Source organism: Actinomadura sp. 6N118 (assembly GCF_044326415.1).
GTDB lineage: Bacteria > Actinomycetota > Actinomycetes > Streptosporangiales > Streptosporangiaceae > Spirillospora.
The window spans coordinates 88,456-103,991 of sequence record NZ_JBIRAZ010000006.1 but is presented as its reverse complement, the minus strand read 5'-3'; the positions used below and the strand labels follow the sequence as shown (position 1 = coordinate 103,991).

Annotated in this window: 16 protein-coding genes and 1 tRNA gene; 7 read left to right on the top strand and 10 right to left on the bottom strand. The window is 68.9% G+C overall.

The features are described 5' to 3' along the window. Positions 1-69: 69 nt before the first annotated feature. On the bottom strand, positions 70-432 hold the full coding sequence (locus ACH34W_RS16775) for a response regulator transcription factor (RefSeq protein ID WP_151564351.1): 363 nt from the start codon (positions 430-432) through the stop codon (positions 70-72). A 131-nt stretch (positions 433-563) separates the two neighbouring features. Here ACH34W_RS16775 and ACH34W_RS16770 point away from each other — a divergent pair. The 6 genes from ACH34W_RS16770 (at position 564) to ACH34W_RS16745 (ending at position 5,563) form a co-directional block, all read left to right on the top strand. Beyond that, positions 564-635: transfer RNA gene (locus ACH34W_RS16770), tRNA-Arg, on the top strand. 65 nt (positions 636-700) lie between these two features. Next, on the top strand, positions 701-1,099 hold the full coding sequence (locus ACH34W_RS16765; protein ID WP_395961810.1) for a hypothetical protein: 399 nt from the start codon (positions 701-703) through the stop codon (positions 1,097-1,099). A gap of 60 nt (positions 1,100-1,159) precedes the next feature. After that, positions 1,160-2,011 (top strand): aminotransferase class V-fold PLP-dependent enzyme, encoded by an 852-nt coding sequence (locus tag ACH34W_RS16760; RefSeq protein ID WP_395961809.1) that lies wholly within the window; start codon positions 1,160-1,162, stop codon positions 2,009-2,011. 93 nt (positions 2,012-2,104) lie between these two features. Continuing rightward, positions 2,105-2,506, top strand: a complete 402-nt coding sequence (locus ACH34W_RS16755) for a DUF2267 domain-containing protein (protein WP_395961808.1) — start codon at positions 2,105-2,107, stop codon at positions 2,504-2,506. A 142-nt stretch (positions 2,507-2,648) separates the two neighbouring features. After that, a complete protein-coding gene (locus ACH34W_RS16750) occupies positions 2,649-4,454 on the top strand; it encodes a thiamine pyrophosphate-requiring protein (protein WP_395961807.1) in 1,806 nt (601 codons plus the stop codon). Next, entirely contained in the window at positions 4,451-5,563 is a 1,113-nt protein-coding gene (locus tag ACH34W_RS16745; RefSeq protein WP_395961806.1) for an enolase C-terminal domain-like protein, read from the top strand. The genes ACH34W_RS16750 and ACH34W_RS16745 overlap by 4 nt, the downstream gene beginning before the upstream one ends. An 89-nt stretch (positions 5,564-5,652) precedes the next feature. On the opposite strand, the gene ACH34W_RS16740 is transcribed toward ACH34W_RS16745, so the two are convergent. The 8 genes from ACH34W_RS16740 to ACH34W_RS16705 form a co-directional block, all read right to left on the bottom strand. Further along, positions 5,653-8,505 (bottom strand): FAD-binding and (Fe-S)-binding domain-containing protein, encoded by a 2,853-nt coding sequence (locus ACH34W_RS16740; RefSeq protein ID WP_395961805.1) that lies wholly within the window; start codon positions 8,503-8,505, stop codon positions 5,653-5,655. Between the two features lie 144 nt (positions 8,506-8,649). Continuing rightward, a complete protein-coding gene (locus tag ACH34W_RS16735; protein WP_395961804.1) occupies positions 8,650-10,392 on the bottom strand; it encodes a complex I subunit 5 family protein in 1,743 nt (580 codons plus the stop codon). Further along, on the bottom strand, positions 10,389-10,748 hold the full coding sequence (locus tag ACH34W_RS16730) for a sodium:proton antiporter (protein ID WP_395961803.1): 360 nt from the start codon (positions 10,746-10,748) through the stop codon (positions 10,389-10,391). Before ACH34W_RS16730 ends, ACH34W_RS16735 begins: the two co-directional genes overlap by 4 nt. Before the next feature lie 9 nt (positions 10,749-10,757). Further along, the gene (locus ACH34W_RS16725; RefSeq protein WP_395961802.1) at positions 10,758-11,441 is read right to left on the bottom strand and encodes an MnhB domain-containing protein; all 684 of its coding nucleotides are present in this window, start codon (positions 11,439-11,441) and stop codon (positions 10,758-10,760) included. Further along, the gene (locus ACH34W_RS16720) at positions 11,438-11,686 is read right to left on the bottom strand and encodes a Na(+)/H(+) antiporter subunit B (RefSeq protein ID WP_395961801.1); all 249 of its coding nucleotides are present in this window, start codon (positions 11,684-11,686) and stop codon (positions 11,438-11,440) included. Before ACH34W_RS16720 ends, ACH34W_RS16725 begins: the two co-directional genes overlap by 4 nt. Next, positions 11,679-11,948: a monovalent cation/H(+) antiporter subunit G gene (locus tag ACH34W_RS16715; RefSeq protein WP_395961800.1), complete on the bottom strand. Its 270-nt coding sequence runs from the start codon at positions 11,946-11,948 to the stop codon at positions 11,679-11,681. The genes ACH34W_RS16720 and ACH34W_RS16715 overlap by 8 nt, the downstream gene beginning before the upstream one ends. After that, positions 11,945-12,190: a monovalent cation/H+ antiporter complex subunit F gene (locus ACH34W_RS16710; RefSeq protein ID WP_395961799.1), complete on the bottom strand. Its 246-nt coding sequence runs from the start codon at positions 12,188-12,190 to the stop codon at positions 11,945-11,947. Before ACH34W_RS16710 ends, ACH34W_RS16715 begins: the two co-directional genes overlap by 4 nt. Continuing rightward, positions 12,187-12,627: a hypothetical protein gene (locus ACH34W_RS16705; RefSeq protein WP_395961798.1), complete on the bottom strand. Its 441-nt coding sequence runs from the start codon at positions 12,625-12,627 to the stop codon at positions 12,187-12,189. Before ACH34W_RS16705 ends, ACH34W_RS16710 begins: the two co-directional genes overlap by 4 nt. A 682-nt stretch (positions 12,628-13,309) precedes the next feature. On the opposite strand from ACH34W_RS16705, the gene ACH34W_RS16700 reads away from it, so the two are divergent. Continuing rightward, entirely contained in the window at positions 13,310-14,716 is a 1,407-nt protein-coding gene (locus ACH34W_RS16700; protein ID WP_395962228.1) for an LVIVD repeat-containing protein, read from the top strand. Between the two features lie 52 nt (positions 14,717-14,768). On the opposite strand, the gene ACH34W_RS16695 is transcribed toward ACH34W_RS16700, so the two are convergent. Continuing rightward, the gene (locus ACH34W_RS16695) at positions 14,769-15,392 is read right to left on the bottom strand and encodes a TetR/AcrR family transcriptional regulator (RefSeq protein ID WP_395961797.1); all 624 of its coding nucleotides are present in this window, start codon (positions 15,390-15,392) and stop codon (positions 14,769-14,771) included. Positions 15,393-15,536: the final 144 nt, after the last annotated feature.

Here is a 15,536-nt window from a genome sequence, read left to right as displayed (position 1 = left end):
CACGCCGACGGCACGCGCGATGGCACTGCTGACATCGGCTGGGGTCACGCCCGTGAGACTATCCGACCACTATCTGGACAACGCAGCCAGCTTGCGCACCGTCTGGATCAGCTGGTTGGGGTCGAACGGCTTGGTCACATAGGCGTCGACGCCGATCTCGTGCCCCCGCCGCACATCATGTTCCTGCGCCCGCGCGGTGATCATGACGACCTTCACGTGCTCGGTCTCCGGGTCCTCCCGCAGCCGCACCGCCGTCACCCACCCGTCCAACCGGGGCATCATCACGTCCAACGTGATCACATCGGGCTGGATGTCCCGCACCTTCTCCAGACAGTCCTGCCCGTCCACCGCCGTCGCCACCTCGAACCCCTCAAGCTGCAGATTCACAGCGATGAGCTGCCTGATCACCTCGTCATCGTCGACAACCAGCACGCGTCCCAGTGGCTTGGTCACGGCCTCGAAGTTAGTCGACTCCACACAGCAACGCACGAGGAACGCCCAGGTGCGCGCAAGCCCACGAACCCTGGTAGCCTTCATTCCGCGCCGAGCGACCTCAGCGCAACGCCCCCTTAGCTCAGGGGATAGAGCAACGGCCTCCGGAGCCGTGTGCGCAGGTTCGAATCCTGCAGGGGGCACCCTCCAAGATCAGCAAAAACCCCGGTTGACCTGCCTCGACAGCAGTCACCGGGGTTTCGCACATGTGCGGTTTGTAGGCCGGCGGCTGGCCCGCTACACACCCGACACCCATCTGCGGAACGTCCTGGAACCACTGGAACTCGGCAACGAACGCCTCGACTCGGCCGGGCTCAACATGCTGCTCCACTGCGTTCCAGGCCCGATCGCGGAAAAGGCCGTGATCTTCGACTGGATACTGCACCACCTGAGCGACGAGGGGCGTGTGTTCGGAAGCACCATCCTCACCCGCGGCGTGCACCACACTCCTGTCTCCACCCTGGCCGCACGCCTGCTCAACGCCCGCAAGGTCTTCCACAACCTCGACGACACCGCGACCGAACTGGACACGGAACTGGGACGCCGCTTCAGCCATCACCGGCTCACCATCCACGGCTCGATGGCCCTGTTCGAAGCCCGCCGTTGACCACACGCCAGAAGAGGAAATGATGTCTGTCGAAGAGGGCGAGTTCGGGCCGTCGATCCCGTGGCCGGGCGAGGAGATCGGCGAGGCTTGGCGGAACACGCGCTCGTCGCATCCCCCGGGCTACTTGAACGCGGCGGCGTGCAATGTGCCCGGCGACCGCGTCATGACGGCCGTCGTGAAACATCTGCATCGAGAACGTGCCATGGGTGGTTACGAGGCCGCTGCGCAGGCCATTCCGACGGACGGGCGGCCCTGGCGGCCTACGTGGGGGCGGCGGCACGGTTCGTGGGGAGCGGCACGGCTGGGATGGCCACGGTGCTGGGCGGGTGGCGGCTTCGCGAGGGCGCCCGGGTCGGCGTGGTGAGATCGGAGTTCGGCAGCAATCGGCTGATGATGCAGCGCCTCGCGACGCAGCGTGGGTGGTCTCTGGTCGAGTTGCCCGTCGACGATGATTCCCGAATTCTCCTGGATGGTTTGACGGCGGCGTTGTCGAGCGGGCTTGATCTGGTGGTCTTCCCGCACATCGCCTCACACCGCGGCGTTGTGCAACCAGCGCCCGCAGCCGGGCGGCTGTGCCGGGACGCGGGCGTGCCGCTGGTGCTCGATGTCTGCCAGTCTCTGGGACATGTCGAGGTTGCCGGTGTGACCGCCGACGCGTACGTCGGTACCTCGCGCAAGTGGCTCGCAGGCCCGCGCGGCTCCGGATTCGTCATCGTCCCGGGTCTGGCCGAGGGCGCCGGGCCGGACGCCTTCCCGCCGACGTTCCAGACCCACGGCTGGGGCGAACGCGGCGGGCGGCCGGTGCGCGGTGACATGCCCACTCCCGTGCTGCGCGTCTCACCGGCTGCCGGTGCGCACCAGCGAGAAGTCTTGGCCCTCGCGAAACTTCTCGCCTCGACGTCGCTGCGCTGAGGCGCGTCATGCGGTGCGCTCGCGCGATCACCTGTTATGTCCGCAATGCCATGGGAAGGGCGGTACCGAGGCACACATATGAGGGGGAACACCATGCAGCACGAAGAGTTGATCGGACAGGTCCAGGCCCGTGCGCAACTGGCCGGCCACGGAGAGGCCGAACGAGCCTGCCGCGCCACGCTGGAGACGCTGGGTGAGCGCATCCCCGAGGGGCTGGCCGACAACCTCGCCGCCCAGCTCCCGCATGAGATCGGTGAGCACCTCAGGCGCACCGAGGTCTACGGCGGCGCAGGGAGCGGCGAGCGCTTCGACCGCCAGGACTTCATCGCCCGAGTGGCGTCCCGGGCAGGCGTGGACGACCCGCAGGCCGCATACCTGATCCGGGTCGTCCTGGAGGTCGTGCGCGAGGCCACCGGCGGCAGCATGATGAACAAAATCCTCGACGCCCTGCCCAACGACATCCGCAGCCTGGTCGCCGCCGGCAGCAAGGGCTGACGCACCGCGTCGGGCAGAGTCATTTACTCCTCTTTGCCCGATTCGGCGGGCCATCACCGATAGGTGTGCGGATCGCCGGGTACGTGGGGCCCATGGCCGCCGCGGGGGCGGCCGACCGCGAAGAGGCGAGAGGAGGCCGTTCATGGCGTCGAAGACCGTCGGCGACTACGTGCTGGCGAGGCTGCGCGAATGGGGTGTCGAGAAGGTGTTCGGCTATCCCGGGGACGGCATCAACGGTCTCCTCGCGGCGTGGGGCCGGGCCGGTGACGAACCGCAGTTCGTGCAGGCCCGGCATGAGGAGATGAGCGCGTTCGAGGCGGTGGGCTACGCCAAGTTCACCGGTCGCGTGGGTGTGTGCGCCGCGACATCCGGCCCCGGGGGCATCCATCTGCTGAACGGGCTGTACGACGCCAAGCTGGACCATGTCCCGGTGGTGGCGATCGTGGGCCAGACCAACCGCAGCGCGATGGGCGGCTCGTACCAGCAAGAGATCGACATGCTGTCGCTCTACAAGGACGTGGCCAGCGACTACGTGCAGATGGTCACGGTGCCCGAGCAGCTGCCCAACGTGCTGGACCGGGCGATCCGGGTCGCACTGGCCGAGCAGGCGCCCACCGCCGTGATCATCCCGGCGGACGTGCAGGAGCTGGAGTACACCCCGCCCGGGCACGCGTTCAAGATGGTGCCGTCCAGTCTGGGCATCGACTGGCCCGCGATCTCCGCCGACGACGAGGCGATCCGGCGCGCTGCGGATGTCCTCAACTCCGGCAAGAAGGTCGCGATACTGGCCGGTGCAGGGGCGCGCGGCGCGCGCGCCGAGTTGGAGCAGGTCGCCAACCTGCTCGGCGCTGGAGTCGCCAAGGCGCTGCTCGGCAAGGACGTGCTGTCAGACGAGCTGCCTTACGTGACCGGCGCCATCGGGCTGCTGGGCACGCGGCCGAGCTACGAGATGATGAACGAGTGCGACACGCTGCTCACGGTCGGCTCCAGCTTCCCGTACACCCAGTTCATGCCAGGCCTCGACCAGGCGCGGGCCGTACAGATCGACATCGATCCCAAGATGATCGGGATGCGCTACCCGTACGAGGTCAACCTGGTCGGCGACGCCGCCGCCACACTGCGCGCGCTCATCCCGCTGCTGAAGCGCAAGAGCGACCGGGACTGGCGCGAGAAGATCGAGTCGAGCGTCGCGCGGTGGTGGGAGACCGTGGAGAGGGAGGCGATGGTCGAGGCCGACCCGATCAACCCGATGTTGCTGTTCCACGAGGCCTCCGCGCGCCTTCCCGACAACACGATCCTGGCCGCCGACTCGGGCTCGGCCGCCAACTGGTACGCGCGCAACCTGCGTTTCCGCGGCGACATGCGCGGCTCGCTGTCCGGCACGCTGGCGACCATGGGGCCGGGTGTGCCGTACGGGATCGGCGCGAAGTTCGGCCACCCCGACCGGCCGGTGGTCGTCTTCGAGGGTGACGGCGCCATGCAGATGAACGGCCTGGCAGAGCTCCTCACGATCAGGCACTACTGGGAGCAGTGGCTGGACCCGCGGTTCGTGGTCGCCGTCCTGCACAACAACGATCTCAACCAGGTCACGTGGGAGATGCGCGCCATGCAGGGGGCCCCGAAGTTCCCGCAGTCGCAGACGCTGCCGGAGTGCGACTACGCGGCGTTCGCCGCGAGCATCGGCTTCAAGGCCATCACCGTGGAGAAGCCCGAGCAGGTCGGGCCCGCCTGGGATGCGGCGCTGGACGCCGACCGGCCGGCGCTGCTGGACGTACGCGTCGACCCGGACGTCCCGCCCATCCCGCCTCACGCCTCGTTCGAGCAGGTGAAGGCCACCGCCGAGTCGATCATCAAGGGTGATGAGGACCGGTGGGGCGTCATCCGGGAGGGCGTCAAGACCAAGGTGCAGGAGTTCCTCCCCCGCCGGGACGATCCGACGCGACGATGACCGGTCGCGCCGACGCGCTGATCACCGCGTGTGAGGCCGGCGTCTACACCGTTCCGACCGACGCGCCGGAGGCGGACGGCACGTTGGCGTGGGACTCCACCACGATGATCGTGGTGGAGGTGCGTGCCGCCGGGGCGACCGGGCTGGGCTGGACCTACGGATCGGCGGCGTGCGCCTCGGTGGTCAGCGGCAAGCTCTCCGGTTTGGTGTGCGGGCGTCCCGCTCTCGACGTCGCGGGGGCGTGGGAGGAGATGGTACGGGCGGTCCGCAACGACGGCCGTCCGGGAGCGGTCGGCTATGCGATCTCCGCCGTGGACGTGGCGCTGTGGGACCTCAAGGCACGGCTGCTCGGCCTGCCGCTGCACCGGCTGCTGGGGACCGTCCACGACGACGTGCCCGTGTACGGGAGTGGCGGCTTCACCAGCTATGACGACGCCCGGATGGCCGAGCAGCTCACGGGGTGGACGGACGCGCAGGCGATCCCGCGCGTCAAGATCAAGATTGGCGAGTCGTGGGGCACCCGTACCGGGCGGGATCTGGCGCGCATGCGGCGGGCCCGCGAGATCATCGGCGACGAGGCGGAGCTTTACGTGGACGCCAACGGCGCGTACACGGGCAAGCAGGCGATCCGCGTCATGACAGGGGCTGCGGACCTGGATGTGCGATGGCTGGAGGAGCCGGTCTCGTCCGACGACCTGGACGGCCTGCGCCACGTACGCGAGAACGTCCACGCCGATGTCACCGCGGGCGAATACGGCTACGACCTGGTGTACTTCCGTCGCATGTGCGAGGCCGGAGCGGTGGACTGCCTCCAGGCGGACGCCACCCGATGCGGCGGCATCACCGAGTGGTTGCGGGTCGCCGCCGTCGCGGCCGCCCACGGGCTGGAGATCTCGGCGCACTGCGCGCCGCACCTGCACGCCCACGCCGCCGCCGCGACGCCGAACATCCGGCACCTGGAATGGTTCCACGACCACACCCGCATCGAGTCGATGTTCTTCGACGGCGTGCTGGACCCGGCTGGCGGCTCAGTCAGGCCGCGGCTTGACGCCCCCGGCCACGGTCTGGAGCTGCGCCGCCCGGACGCGGAGAAATATCGGGTCGGCTGACCAGCCCTACACAACAGCCCGGCGCGGCGACAGCTTGGCGCGGCGCAGCCACATTGCAGCGCGGCGCGGCGCGGCAATGGTGCGGCGCTCTACAGCAACACCTCGGCGAGGAGTTCGGCCAGGTGGACGGGGCGTGCGGATGTTCCGGCCTCGATCTGGGTCCGGCAGGAGAAACCGTCGGCCAGGACGCGCGTTCCGTCGCTCGCGGCGCGGACGGCGGGCCAGAGGCCGAGTTCGGCAGCGCCCGTCGACACCTCGTAGTGGCCGCGTTCGAACCCGAAGTTGCCCGCGAGCCCGCAGCACCCCTCGTCCAGCACCTCGACCTGGACGCCGACGCGGTCAAGCAGCCTGGTCTCGGCCTCGTACCCCCAGATCGCGTGCTGGTGGCAGTGCTGCTGGGCCAGCACGCGGACGCCGGTGCCCGGGAGCGGCGCGGGTTCGGCGCGGTCAAGGAGGAGCTCCGGCAGCGAGGTGGTGCTGGCGGCCAGGATCTGTGCATCCGGGTTGTCCGAGAGCAACTCCTGCGCATCAGAACGGAACACCGCAGCGCAGCTCGGCTCCAGCACCACGATCGGCACGCCCTGCCGCAGCCTGGGCGCCAGCGCCCGGATCGTCCGGGTGAGGACGCGTTCAGCGACTCCGAGCTGGCCGGTGGAGATCCAGGTCAGCGCGCAGCAGACCGCGACCGGCGGCATCTCGACCCGGTAGCCGTGCGCCTCCAGCAACCGCACCGCGGCCTTGCCTATCTCAGGGGCGAAGTTGCTGGTGAAGGTGTCCGGCCAGAGCACCACCGGATCGCCGCCTGCCTGACCGCTCTCTGCCCGCGGGCTGCGTTCACCGAACCAATCGACGAGGCTCTGGCCGGTAAAGCGCGGAAGCTCCCGCCTCTGGTCAATGCCGGCCACCGCCTTCACCACGCGCCCCGCACCGGGCGCGTGCGCAACCCGGTTGACGACCCCGGGCGCCGCCGAGGCCAGGCGCGCCCAGAGCGGCAGCCAGCCCATCGAATAGTGCGCCGGGGGCCGGGGCCGCCACCGGTAGTGGTGCGAGAGGAACTCGACCTTGTAGGTGGCCATGTCCACATTGACCGGGCAGTCGCTCTTACAACCCTTGCAGGCCAGGCACAGGTCCAGGGCTTCATGGACGTCTTTGGACCGCCACCCGCCAGACACGGTCTCCCCGCGCATCATCTCCATCAGGATTCGGGCCCGGCCGCGCGTGCTGTGCTTCTCCTCGCGGGTGACCCGGTAGCTGGGGCACATGACGCCGCCGGAGGACGACCGGCACTTGCCGATTCCCACACACCGGGACGCGGCGTGCGCGAACCGGTGGTGGTCAGCGGGGTAGGTGAAGTGGGTCGGAGGCTCCTCCGGGTCGTAGCCGAGATGGTCGAGGTGCTCGTCCAGGCGATAGGGGTCGACGACCTTGCCGGGGTTCATGCGGCCGGACGGGTCCCAAATCGACTTGAAACGCCGGAACAGCGCGATGACCTCGTCCCCGAACATGATCGGTAGAAGCTCCCCGCGCGACTGGCCGTCTCCGTGCTCGCCCGACAGCGAGCCGCCGTAGGAGACCACCAGCCGCGCCGCGCGCTCCACGAACCGCCGGTACTCCGCGACGCCGGCCGCGTCCTCGAGATCGAACGGTGTGCGGGTGTGCACGCAGCCCTGGCCGAAATGCCCGTACAGCGAGCAGTCCCTGTAGCCGAACTCGCGCAGCAGCGCCTGGAAGTCGCGCAGGTAGTCGCCGAGCCGCTCCGGCGGCACGGCCGCGTCCTCCCAGCCCTCGTGCGTGTCGGGATGCCCGGGCGGGTACGCGGTCGCACCCAGCCCGGCCTCGCGCACCTTCCAGACCCGCTCCTCCACGTCCGGGTCGTCCAGGTGGGCGGTGTGGACGCCGTACTCCCTGACCTGGTCAATGAGCCGCCGCGCCTTGCCGTCCGCCTCCTCCTGCGTGTCGCCGCCGAAACGGACCATCAGCCAGCCGGATCCCTCGGGCAGCTTTTCCAGCACGCCCTCACCAGCGACGTGCTCCACGCGGGCCAGGTCGACCAGCGTGTGGTCAAGGCCCTCCAGGGCGAGCGGCCGGCTCCGGGCGATGCGCGGCACGGCATCCCCGGCGGCGGCGATGTCGTCGTAGCCGAGCACCGCGAGCGCCTGGCAGGCGGGGACCTCGAACAGTTTGATCTCGGCCCGCAGCACGGTGACCAGCGTGGACTCACTGCCGACCAGGGCGCGCGCCACGTTGAGGCCGTTCTCCGGCAGCAGCGAATCCAGGTTGTAGCCCGACACGCGCCGGGGGATGCCGGGGTAGCGCGTCCGGATCAGTGCCATGCCGTCGTCGCGCAACTCCCGCAGCTTCCGGTAGATCTCCGCGCGCCGGCCTCCTGAGGCCACGATCGCCTCGTACTCCTCGTCGGAGGTCGGCCCGACCCACATGCGCGTCCCGTCGTAGGTGAGGACCTCCAGCCGGAGCACCGAGTCGGCCATCTTTCCGAACGCCTGCGCGGAGGCACCGCACGAGTTGTTCCCGATCATTCCGCCGATGGTGCAGGTGTCGTGCGTGGACGGCTTGGGGCCGACCATCAGGTTCCGGTCGCCGAGTTCGCGGTTGAGGTCGTCCAGGCACGCTCCCGGCTCCACGACGGCCCGGTCGTCCTCGACCGAGAGCAGCCGGGTGCAGTACTTCGACCAGTCGATCACCACGGCCTCGTTGCAGCACTGCCCGGCCAGGCTCGTTCCACCGCCGCGTGAAAGGAGCGGGACGTCGTGCTCCCGGCACACCGCCACCGCCTCGACACCCGCGTCCACCGTGCGCGGAACCACCACGCCCACCGGGGTCTGCCGGTAGTTCGACGAGTCGTGGGCATAGGCGGCCAGTGTTCCCTCGTCGAACCGCACCTCTCCGTTCACCCGAGCGACGAGATCACTCCGAAGCGACATGTGCCTGCCCCTCACTCCTTCATATGACGGCGCTACCCCGGACTGGGAGGGATAGTCACGACCAAGCCCGCGATCGATCTGCGGTGGCCTCTGCGGTGGGCCGGTTAAGGCGGGCCGGTTAAGGCAGCTGGTTAGCCGGGTCGGTTAAACGGCGGTCAGCAGCGCGAGGAGGGCGACGCCGGCGACGAGCCAGGCGGCGTAGTCGCCGACATGGCCTGAGTGCAGGTCGTGCAGTCGCGCCGCGACCGCCCGGACGGGCCGATAGCGTCGGAGGCCACGCAGACCCAGCGCCGCGACGAGCACGGCGAGGCCGATCGAGACCGCCGCCGTGAACAGACCGCTGATCGTCCACGGATGCGGCGGTTCGGCGGTGGTGGACGGCGCGACGCCATGCAGGACGAGCGCAGCGTAGGCACCGGGGTCGGCGAAGGACTCCGCAGCGGACGCGATCCCGCGACCCGGGACGAGGCCCAGGACGAGCGCCGCGCCGAGCAGCAGCAGGCCCGGCGCGAGCATCGTCCACGGCAGGCGCAGCAGCGGCGTGTGCGTCTGGGTCTCCGGCTCCTCGTGCTCCTCGGTGTGGGCGTCGCGATGCCCGGCTCCCCGGAAGACGCGTGCCCAGACCCGCAGAACCGCGCCGGCGGTCAGCGCGGAGGCGAGCGCGGCGCCCAAAGCGAGCCACCACCAGCCGGCTTCCAGCGACGCGTGTTCGATGAGCGCCTTCCCGGCCCACATCCCCGAGGGCGGCAGGCCCGCCAGGCCGAGCCCGCCCAACAGGAAGACCACACTCGTGACGCGCATGTCCCTGCCCCGACCGTGTAGTTCGTGTTCGTCCACGGTCTCGAACCGGTTGAGCAGTGCTCCGGCCCCGAGGAACAACGCGCTCTTCACCCCGGCATGCCCGGCGAGGTAGAAGGCGATCCCGGTGAGGGCGTGCGGGTCGGCCATGGCCACCGCGGTGGTCATGAATCCCACATGGCTGATCGTCGAGCACGCTAGTAGCCGTTTGATGTGCCGCTGCATCACGCACATCACGCCGCCCAGCAGGGCCGTCGCAACGCCGAGGATGGCCAGGCCACGCAGCGGCACCAGCCCGTCGAACATCGTCCAGTAGGTGCGCGCCACCGCGTACACGCCCAGTTCCACCATGACTCCGGAGAACAGGACGCAGACCGGGGTCGGTGCCACCGCGTGCGCGTCGGCGAGCCAGAAATGGAACGGAACGGCGCCGGCCTTGACCAGGAAGCCCGTGCAGATGAGCACGAAGGCGGTGGTGACGAGCCCGTCGTCGTGCCTTGGGATCGTCTGCCCCACCATGGCGAAGCCGAGCTGGCCGGTCCGCGCGTAGACGAGGGCGATGCCGGTGAGGGTGAGGTAGGCGCCCAGCGAGTTGACGATCCCGAAGTTGAGCGCACCGTGCACCGTGGCCGGTTCCTCCGACCGGTAACCGGCGAGCACGAACGCGACCACGCTCATCAACTCGAAGAACACGAAGGCGTCGAACAGGTCGCCGGTGAACGCGAAGACGCACATCGCCGCCAGGAAGAGCAGCATGAGGGTGTGGAAGATCGCATGGACCTCGGTGAAGAACCGCCACGAGAACATCAGCGCGGCGAGCGTCAGCACCGCGACGACGAACGCGAGTCCGGCGGCGAACGGGTCGGCGACCAACGGGATGCCCACGCCCGTGTCGGGCTTCCAGCCGCCCAGCCAGGTCACCTCTGGCGACCCGCTGGATCGCACGAGCACCACGGTTGCGAGCACCGTCACCGCGACGACGGTCGCTGTCGCGGCGGCGTCGACCACTGGCCGCGGCAGCCACCGGCCGCCCGCCGCCAGCAGCACCCCGACCGCGACCGGGAGCGCGACCAGGATCTGGAGGATCACGGTTCCAGCGATCTCAGCTCGTCAGGATCGAGCGTGCCGCGCCGACGTGCGACCTGCACGGTGAGGGCCAGCAGCAGCGCCGTCACGGTCGCGCCGACCACGATGTCGGTCAGCGTCATCGCCTGAACGACAGGGTCGACCACCGGGGCCTGTCCCGGCTGGACGTCGGAGAACACCGGAGCGGTCGCGTCCTTCCGGTAACCGATCGCCAGCAGCAGCACGTACGTGCCCGACTGCGTAACCGACAGGCACACCACGGCGTGGATCAGATCGCGGCTGGTGACGATGCCGTAGACGCCCACGAGCATGATCCAGGCCGCCGCGAGATAGGGCAGGTGATCGAGGATGTCACTCATCCGGCGTCCTCATCCGGCGTCCTCCCTCACCAGCAGGGCCTGGTCGAGGAACTTGGCGATCAGGAGCACCAGCGCACAGCCCACCTCGATCCCGACCGCCACGTTCAACGCCGGGACCGCGCCCGCGGCCAGCAGAGCCAGCGCCACGAACGTGCCGGCCGCCACCGCCTCCCCCACCTCGAACAGCGGTATCGGGCGCAGCCGCGCGAGCGCGGGATAGTCCCCGGACAGATAGACCAGGTGGATCGCGGTGCCCAGCACTACGCCCCCCTGGAAACCTCCGCCCGGCGACAGGTGCCCGTGCGCGATGACGTACACACCGGTCACCAACGTGATCGGCAACAGCACGACACCGACCAGGCGCAGCGCGTCGAACACTTCGGCGATCCCGTGGCCGTGCCGCCTGCCCGGCTCGGTCTCCTCACGGCCGACGGCACGCAGCAGCACCACCGCTCCGAGGGCGGAGGCGAAGAGGATCAGCTCTTCACCGACGGTGTCCAGCGCCCGCTGGTCGAAGTTGACCGATGAGACGACGTTCGGCGTCCCCTGCCGCAGTGCCTCCCGCACCGCCCGGTCGCCGTAGGGGTGGAAGGCGCCGCCGAAGTCCGGCAGCCGCAGAAATCCGCCGGTGAAGAGGACAGCCATGCCCACCGCCCCCAACGCGAACACGATCATCCGGACGCGGTCGCTCATCGGTCCCCGCGATGGCGGCGGGAGGCGTGGATGGCCAGCACGACGATCAGCGGCAGCACGACCGTGCCGACCGCCAACTGGGACATGGCCACGTCCGGGGCCTGCACGACCACGAAGAACACGCCGAGCGTCAGCCCGTACACCGCAAGCACGATCGCCTGCCGCACCGGCTCACGGGTGAGCACGACCCCCATCGCCATGAGGACCACCAGCCCCAGCACGACGGCGATCAGCGGATCAGTCACGGGACCTCCTGACCGCGAGCCCGGCCGTGACCACGGTCGCCGGCCCGGTCGCGGCGAGCAGCGCGCCGATCACGACCAGCTTCGCCACCTCATGCCACGACGACCACGACCGCAGCGCCAGGCCGGCGGTCATCAACGGCGCGGCCAACACCGTCACCGGCGCGATCACGTGCAGCCGCGCAGCCGGATCGCGGGTGACGAGCAGTCGCAGGCCGCACAACACCGCGACCCCTGCGCCCGCCCAGACAAGGACCGTGCTCACAACGTCCTCCCCAGGAACCGCGCGAACACCAGCGAACCGGCGCACGACAACACCGAAAGCACCAACGCCACATCCAGATAGGCCGATCGCCCATACCCGGCAGCGAGCACCATCAGCACCAACGTGACCAGCGGCCCGACGAGCATGAGACCCGCGAGCCGATCGACAGGACGGCCGTACAGCGTCGTCAGGACCGTGGGCAGCAGCGCCCCAGCCAGCACCACGGTCGCCACAAGAGTCATGCGCCTCCCACCATTCGCTTCTCCAAAGCCGAGGTGCGACCGCCAGTGCGATGGACCACCAGCCGCCCGTGCTCTGGATCGACCGCGCCCACATAGGCTCCCGGAGACGCCGACACGACTAGCGTGACCGCACCCTGAGCCCCGCGCCCGACGCGGATTTCCCCCCAGACACCTTGTGGTGACCAGAGAACGCGCACCGTGTCCTCCACGATCCGCACCGGCAGCAGCGCCAGCGCACCTGGCCGGACCGGTGACCGTCCATGCCGCTCGGGTGTATCCGGCGTGAGTACGCGACGTGCCGCCAGTGCCGCAACGGCTCCGGCCGCCGCGGCACCCGTCCCGACAAGAACCTCCGTCAGCGAGACGGACGACACGACCGCCAGGTAGCCGACAGTGAGCGCACCCCACCAGGCCAGCGCTTCGAGGAGAGGTCTCATGTCACGCGCTCCCCGCAACTCCGTCGGACAGTAACGACCGCACCCCGGCGGCCTGGCCGGATCGCCGCCCACTAAGCCGATCTTTACCCCGCCCTACCCGATGCGGTGGCCATCATTCGGGCGGAGCAGCGGGATGCGCGTTCAGTCAGGCCTGGGTGATATCCCCGGTCACCATTGCCGACCAGCGGGTTCTGGTTCTGGTTCTGGGGTCGGCGGTGGCGGCGGTACGGGCCCGGGCGGCACAGGTTCGGGCTGCGGCGGTGCGGGTTCGGGCTCGGGCACCGGCGACGGCATGGGCGGCGGGTACGGGCCTGGCGGCTGAGGTTGTGGTTTCGGAACGGACATGGCGCCGGGCGTGCCCACTCTCGGCAATACCAAACGACCTCGTGTATCGGAGCCAGTCGTCAGCTCTGGCCCTCGAAGACGCTGGTCCGCTTCATGATCGTGAGCATTGTCGTTGTCACGGTGTGTCGCCGAGTCTCCTGCTCAACGGCCAGTTTCGGCTGTTAAATCGCCGCAAGAGGTCATAGGTCTGGCCTTACTTGACAAATCAACGCAATACTCCGGTGACCGAAAATCTTCGGGGGAGCGTCATAGGTGACGAGAAGGAGCGAACGTGGCTTCTAGCCTCAAACAGAGATCGAACAGACGAACACTGCTGGGATCGCTGACCGGCCTCATCATGGTCCTGTCAGCGTTGTTCGTCGCGCCGGCCGCGTCCGCGGACATCCCTCCGGTCGACGAAGTCGTGACCAGCTCGAACGTCAAGCACCTCGCCAACGTCCCCAAGCAGGGGCCGTTCGCGGGGCCGACGGCGTTCGGCACCGACATCGCGTTCACCGGGAAGTACGCGATCTCCGGCAACTACCTGGGCTTCACGATCTACGACATCAGCAAGCCCAGCGCACCCAAGATCACCAGCATGGTGAGCTGTGTCGGGTCGCAGAACGACGTGTCCGTGGCGGCCGACGGGAAGCTGCTGTTCCTGTCGACCGACTCGTCACGCAGCGACGACTCGTGCCAGAGCACGGCCAAGCCGGTGTCGGACCCGACCGCGTGGGAGGGCATCAAGATCTTCGACATCAGCGACAAGGCCAACCCGCGCTACATCAAGTCCGTCCGGACCCAGTGTGGCTCGCACACCCACACGCTGGTGCCGGGCAAGCGCGGTTCGATGTACATCTACGTGTCGTCGTACATCCTGCCCACCTGGCTTGTCGGAACGCCCAACCAGGGCCCCAACTGCCAGGCTCCGTTCGACAAGATCTCGATCGTCAAGGTTCCGCTGAAGGCGCCCACCACGGCTGCTGTCGTGGCCACGCCGGTGCTGTTCCCTGACGGCGGCAACCCCGGCAACCCCGGCCGGCCGGACAACCCCGTCCCAGGTGACGACACCTGGGTGCCGACCACCGGCTGCCACGACATCACGGCCTACCCGGACAAGGGCATCGCCGCGGGTGCCTGCATGGGTGACGGTGCGCTCTTCGACATCCGCAACCCGGAGAAGCCGAAGGTGATCACCACTGTCCGGGACACCAAGAACTTCGCGTTCTGGCACTCGGCCACGTTCAACCAGCGCGCCAACAAGGTCGTCTTCACCGACGAGCTCGGCGGCGGCTCGGCCGCGACCTGCAACGCGGCCGTCGGCCCGAACAAGGGCGCCAACGCGATCTACGACATCGTCGGCAAGGGCGACAAGCGCAAGCTGCGCTTCCGCAGCTACTACAAGATCTCGCGGGCGAACGCCGACACCGAGAACTGCGTCGCGCACAACGGCTCGCTGATCCCGGTCAAGGGCAAGGACATCATGGTGCAGTCCTGGTACCAGGGCGGCATCTCGGTGTGGGACTTCACCAACTCGCGCAAGCCGAAGGAGATCGGCTTCTTCGAGCGTGGCCCGCTCCCGCCCGGGTTCGCCCTGGGTGGCACCTGGTCGGCGTACTACTACAACGGCTACATCTTCTCCAGCGACATCCAGAAGGGCCTTGACGTCGTCGACGTCAGGGACCCGCGTACTGACAAGGGCAAGAAGGTCCGGCTGCGTGAGCTGAACACGCAGACTCAGCCGGATTACTTCGATCGCCACTAGTTTCTGTAGGTGACAGGGGCCTCCCGTGCGGGGGCCCCTGTTGCATTCCGGGCTATTGAGCGTCGGGTAGGCCCAGCAGGCGGTCCGCCATGGTGTGCAGGTACGTGCGGAAGGCTTCCAGCTCGCGGTCGGTGACGGGCTGGCCCGGGCCTCGCGAACGCTTCTCGTCGGTGTGGATCATGCCGTGGCCCAGGAAGCCCGAGACGACCCAGGGGAAGCTCCAGAGCGCGTAATCCAGCTGGTCGGGATCGAGAACGTGCTCTCTGAGAGTGCGCACGAGCCAGCCCAGGCGGGGTTGGACGTGGTGCTCGTCGATGTCAGCTGTGTCGGCGGCATCACCGGTGCGCCGATGCAACCACAGGCCCAGCAGGTCGGGCCGGGCGGCGTAGAGGTCCAGGTAGTCGTCCAGGAGCCGGTTCATCGCCTGGCGGGTCGGAGTGAAGGCCTCCACGGCCTCCCTGAGCGCTTCTTGCTCGGCCTTGGCGGCTCTCCGCATCACCGCCCGGTACAACTCGGCATTGCTGCGGAACGACGTGCGCACCGTGGCGGTGCCGACGCCTGCCGACTCGGCGATCAGCTCTGTCGTGGTCGCGTCGAAGCCCAGCGCCGAGAACAGCTGCATCGCGGCCTCGACGATCCTGTCGCGCTCGCCGTCCACGTTGGATTCTGCGTTCACCTTGTCACTCTAAGTGATGATGGTGGAGCGATCACGACAACGGTTGAACGAGTGGATCCGGCAGTCGCCGGGGCCGGGGGGCGGCCGGGGCCGGGGTGAGGCTATCCCTACCGGCGTTCTGGAGGTGGCCCGATCGCCCCGAGC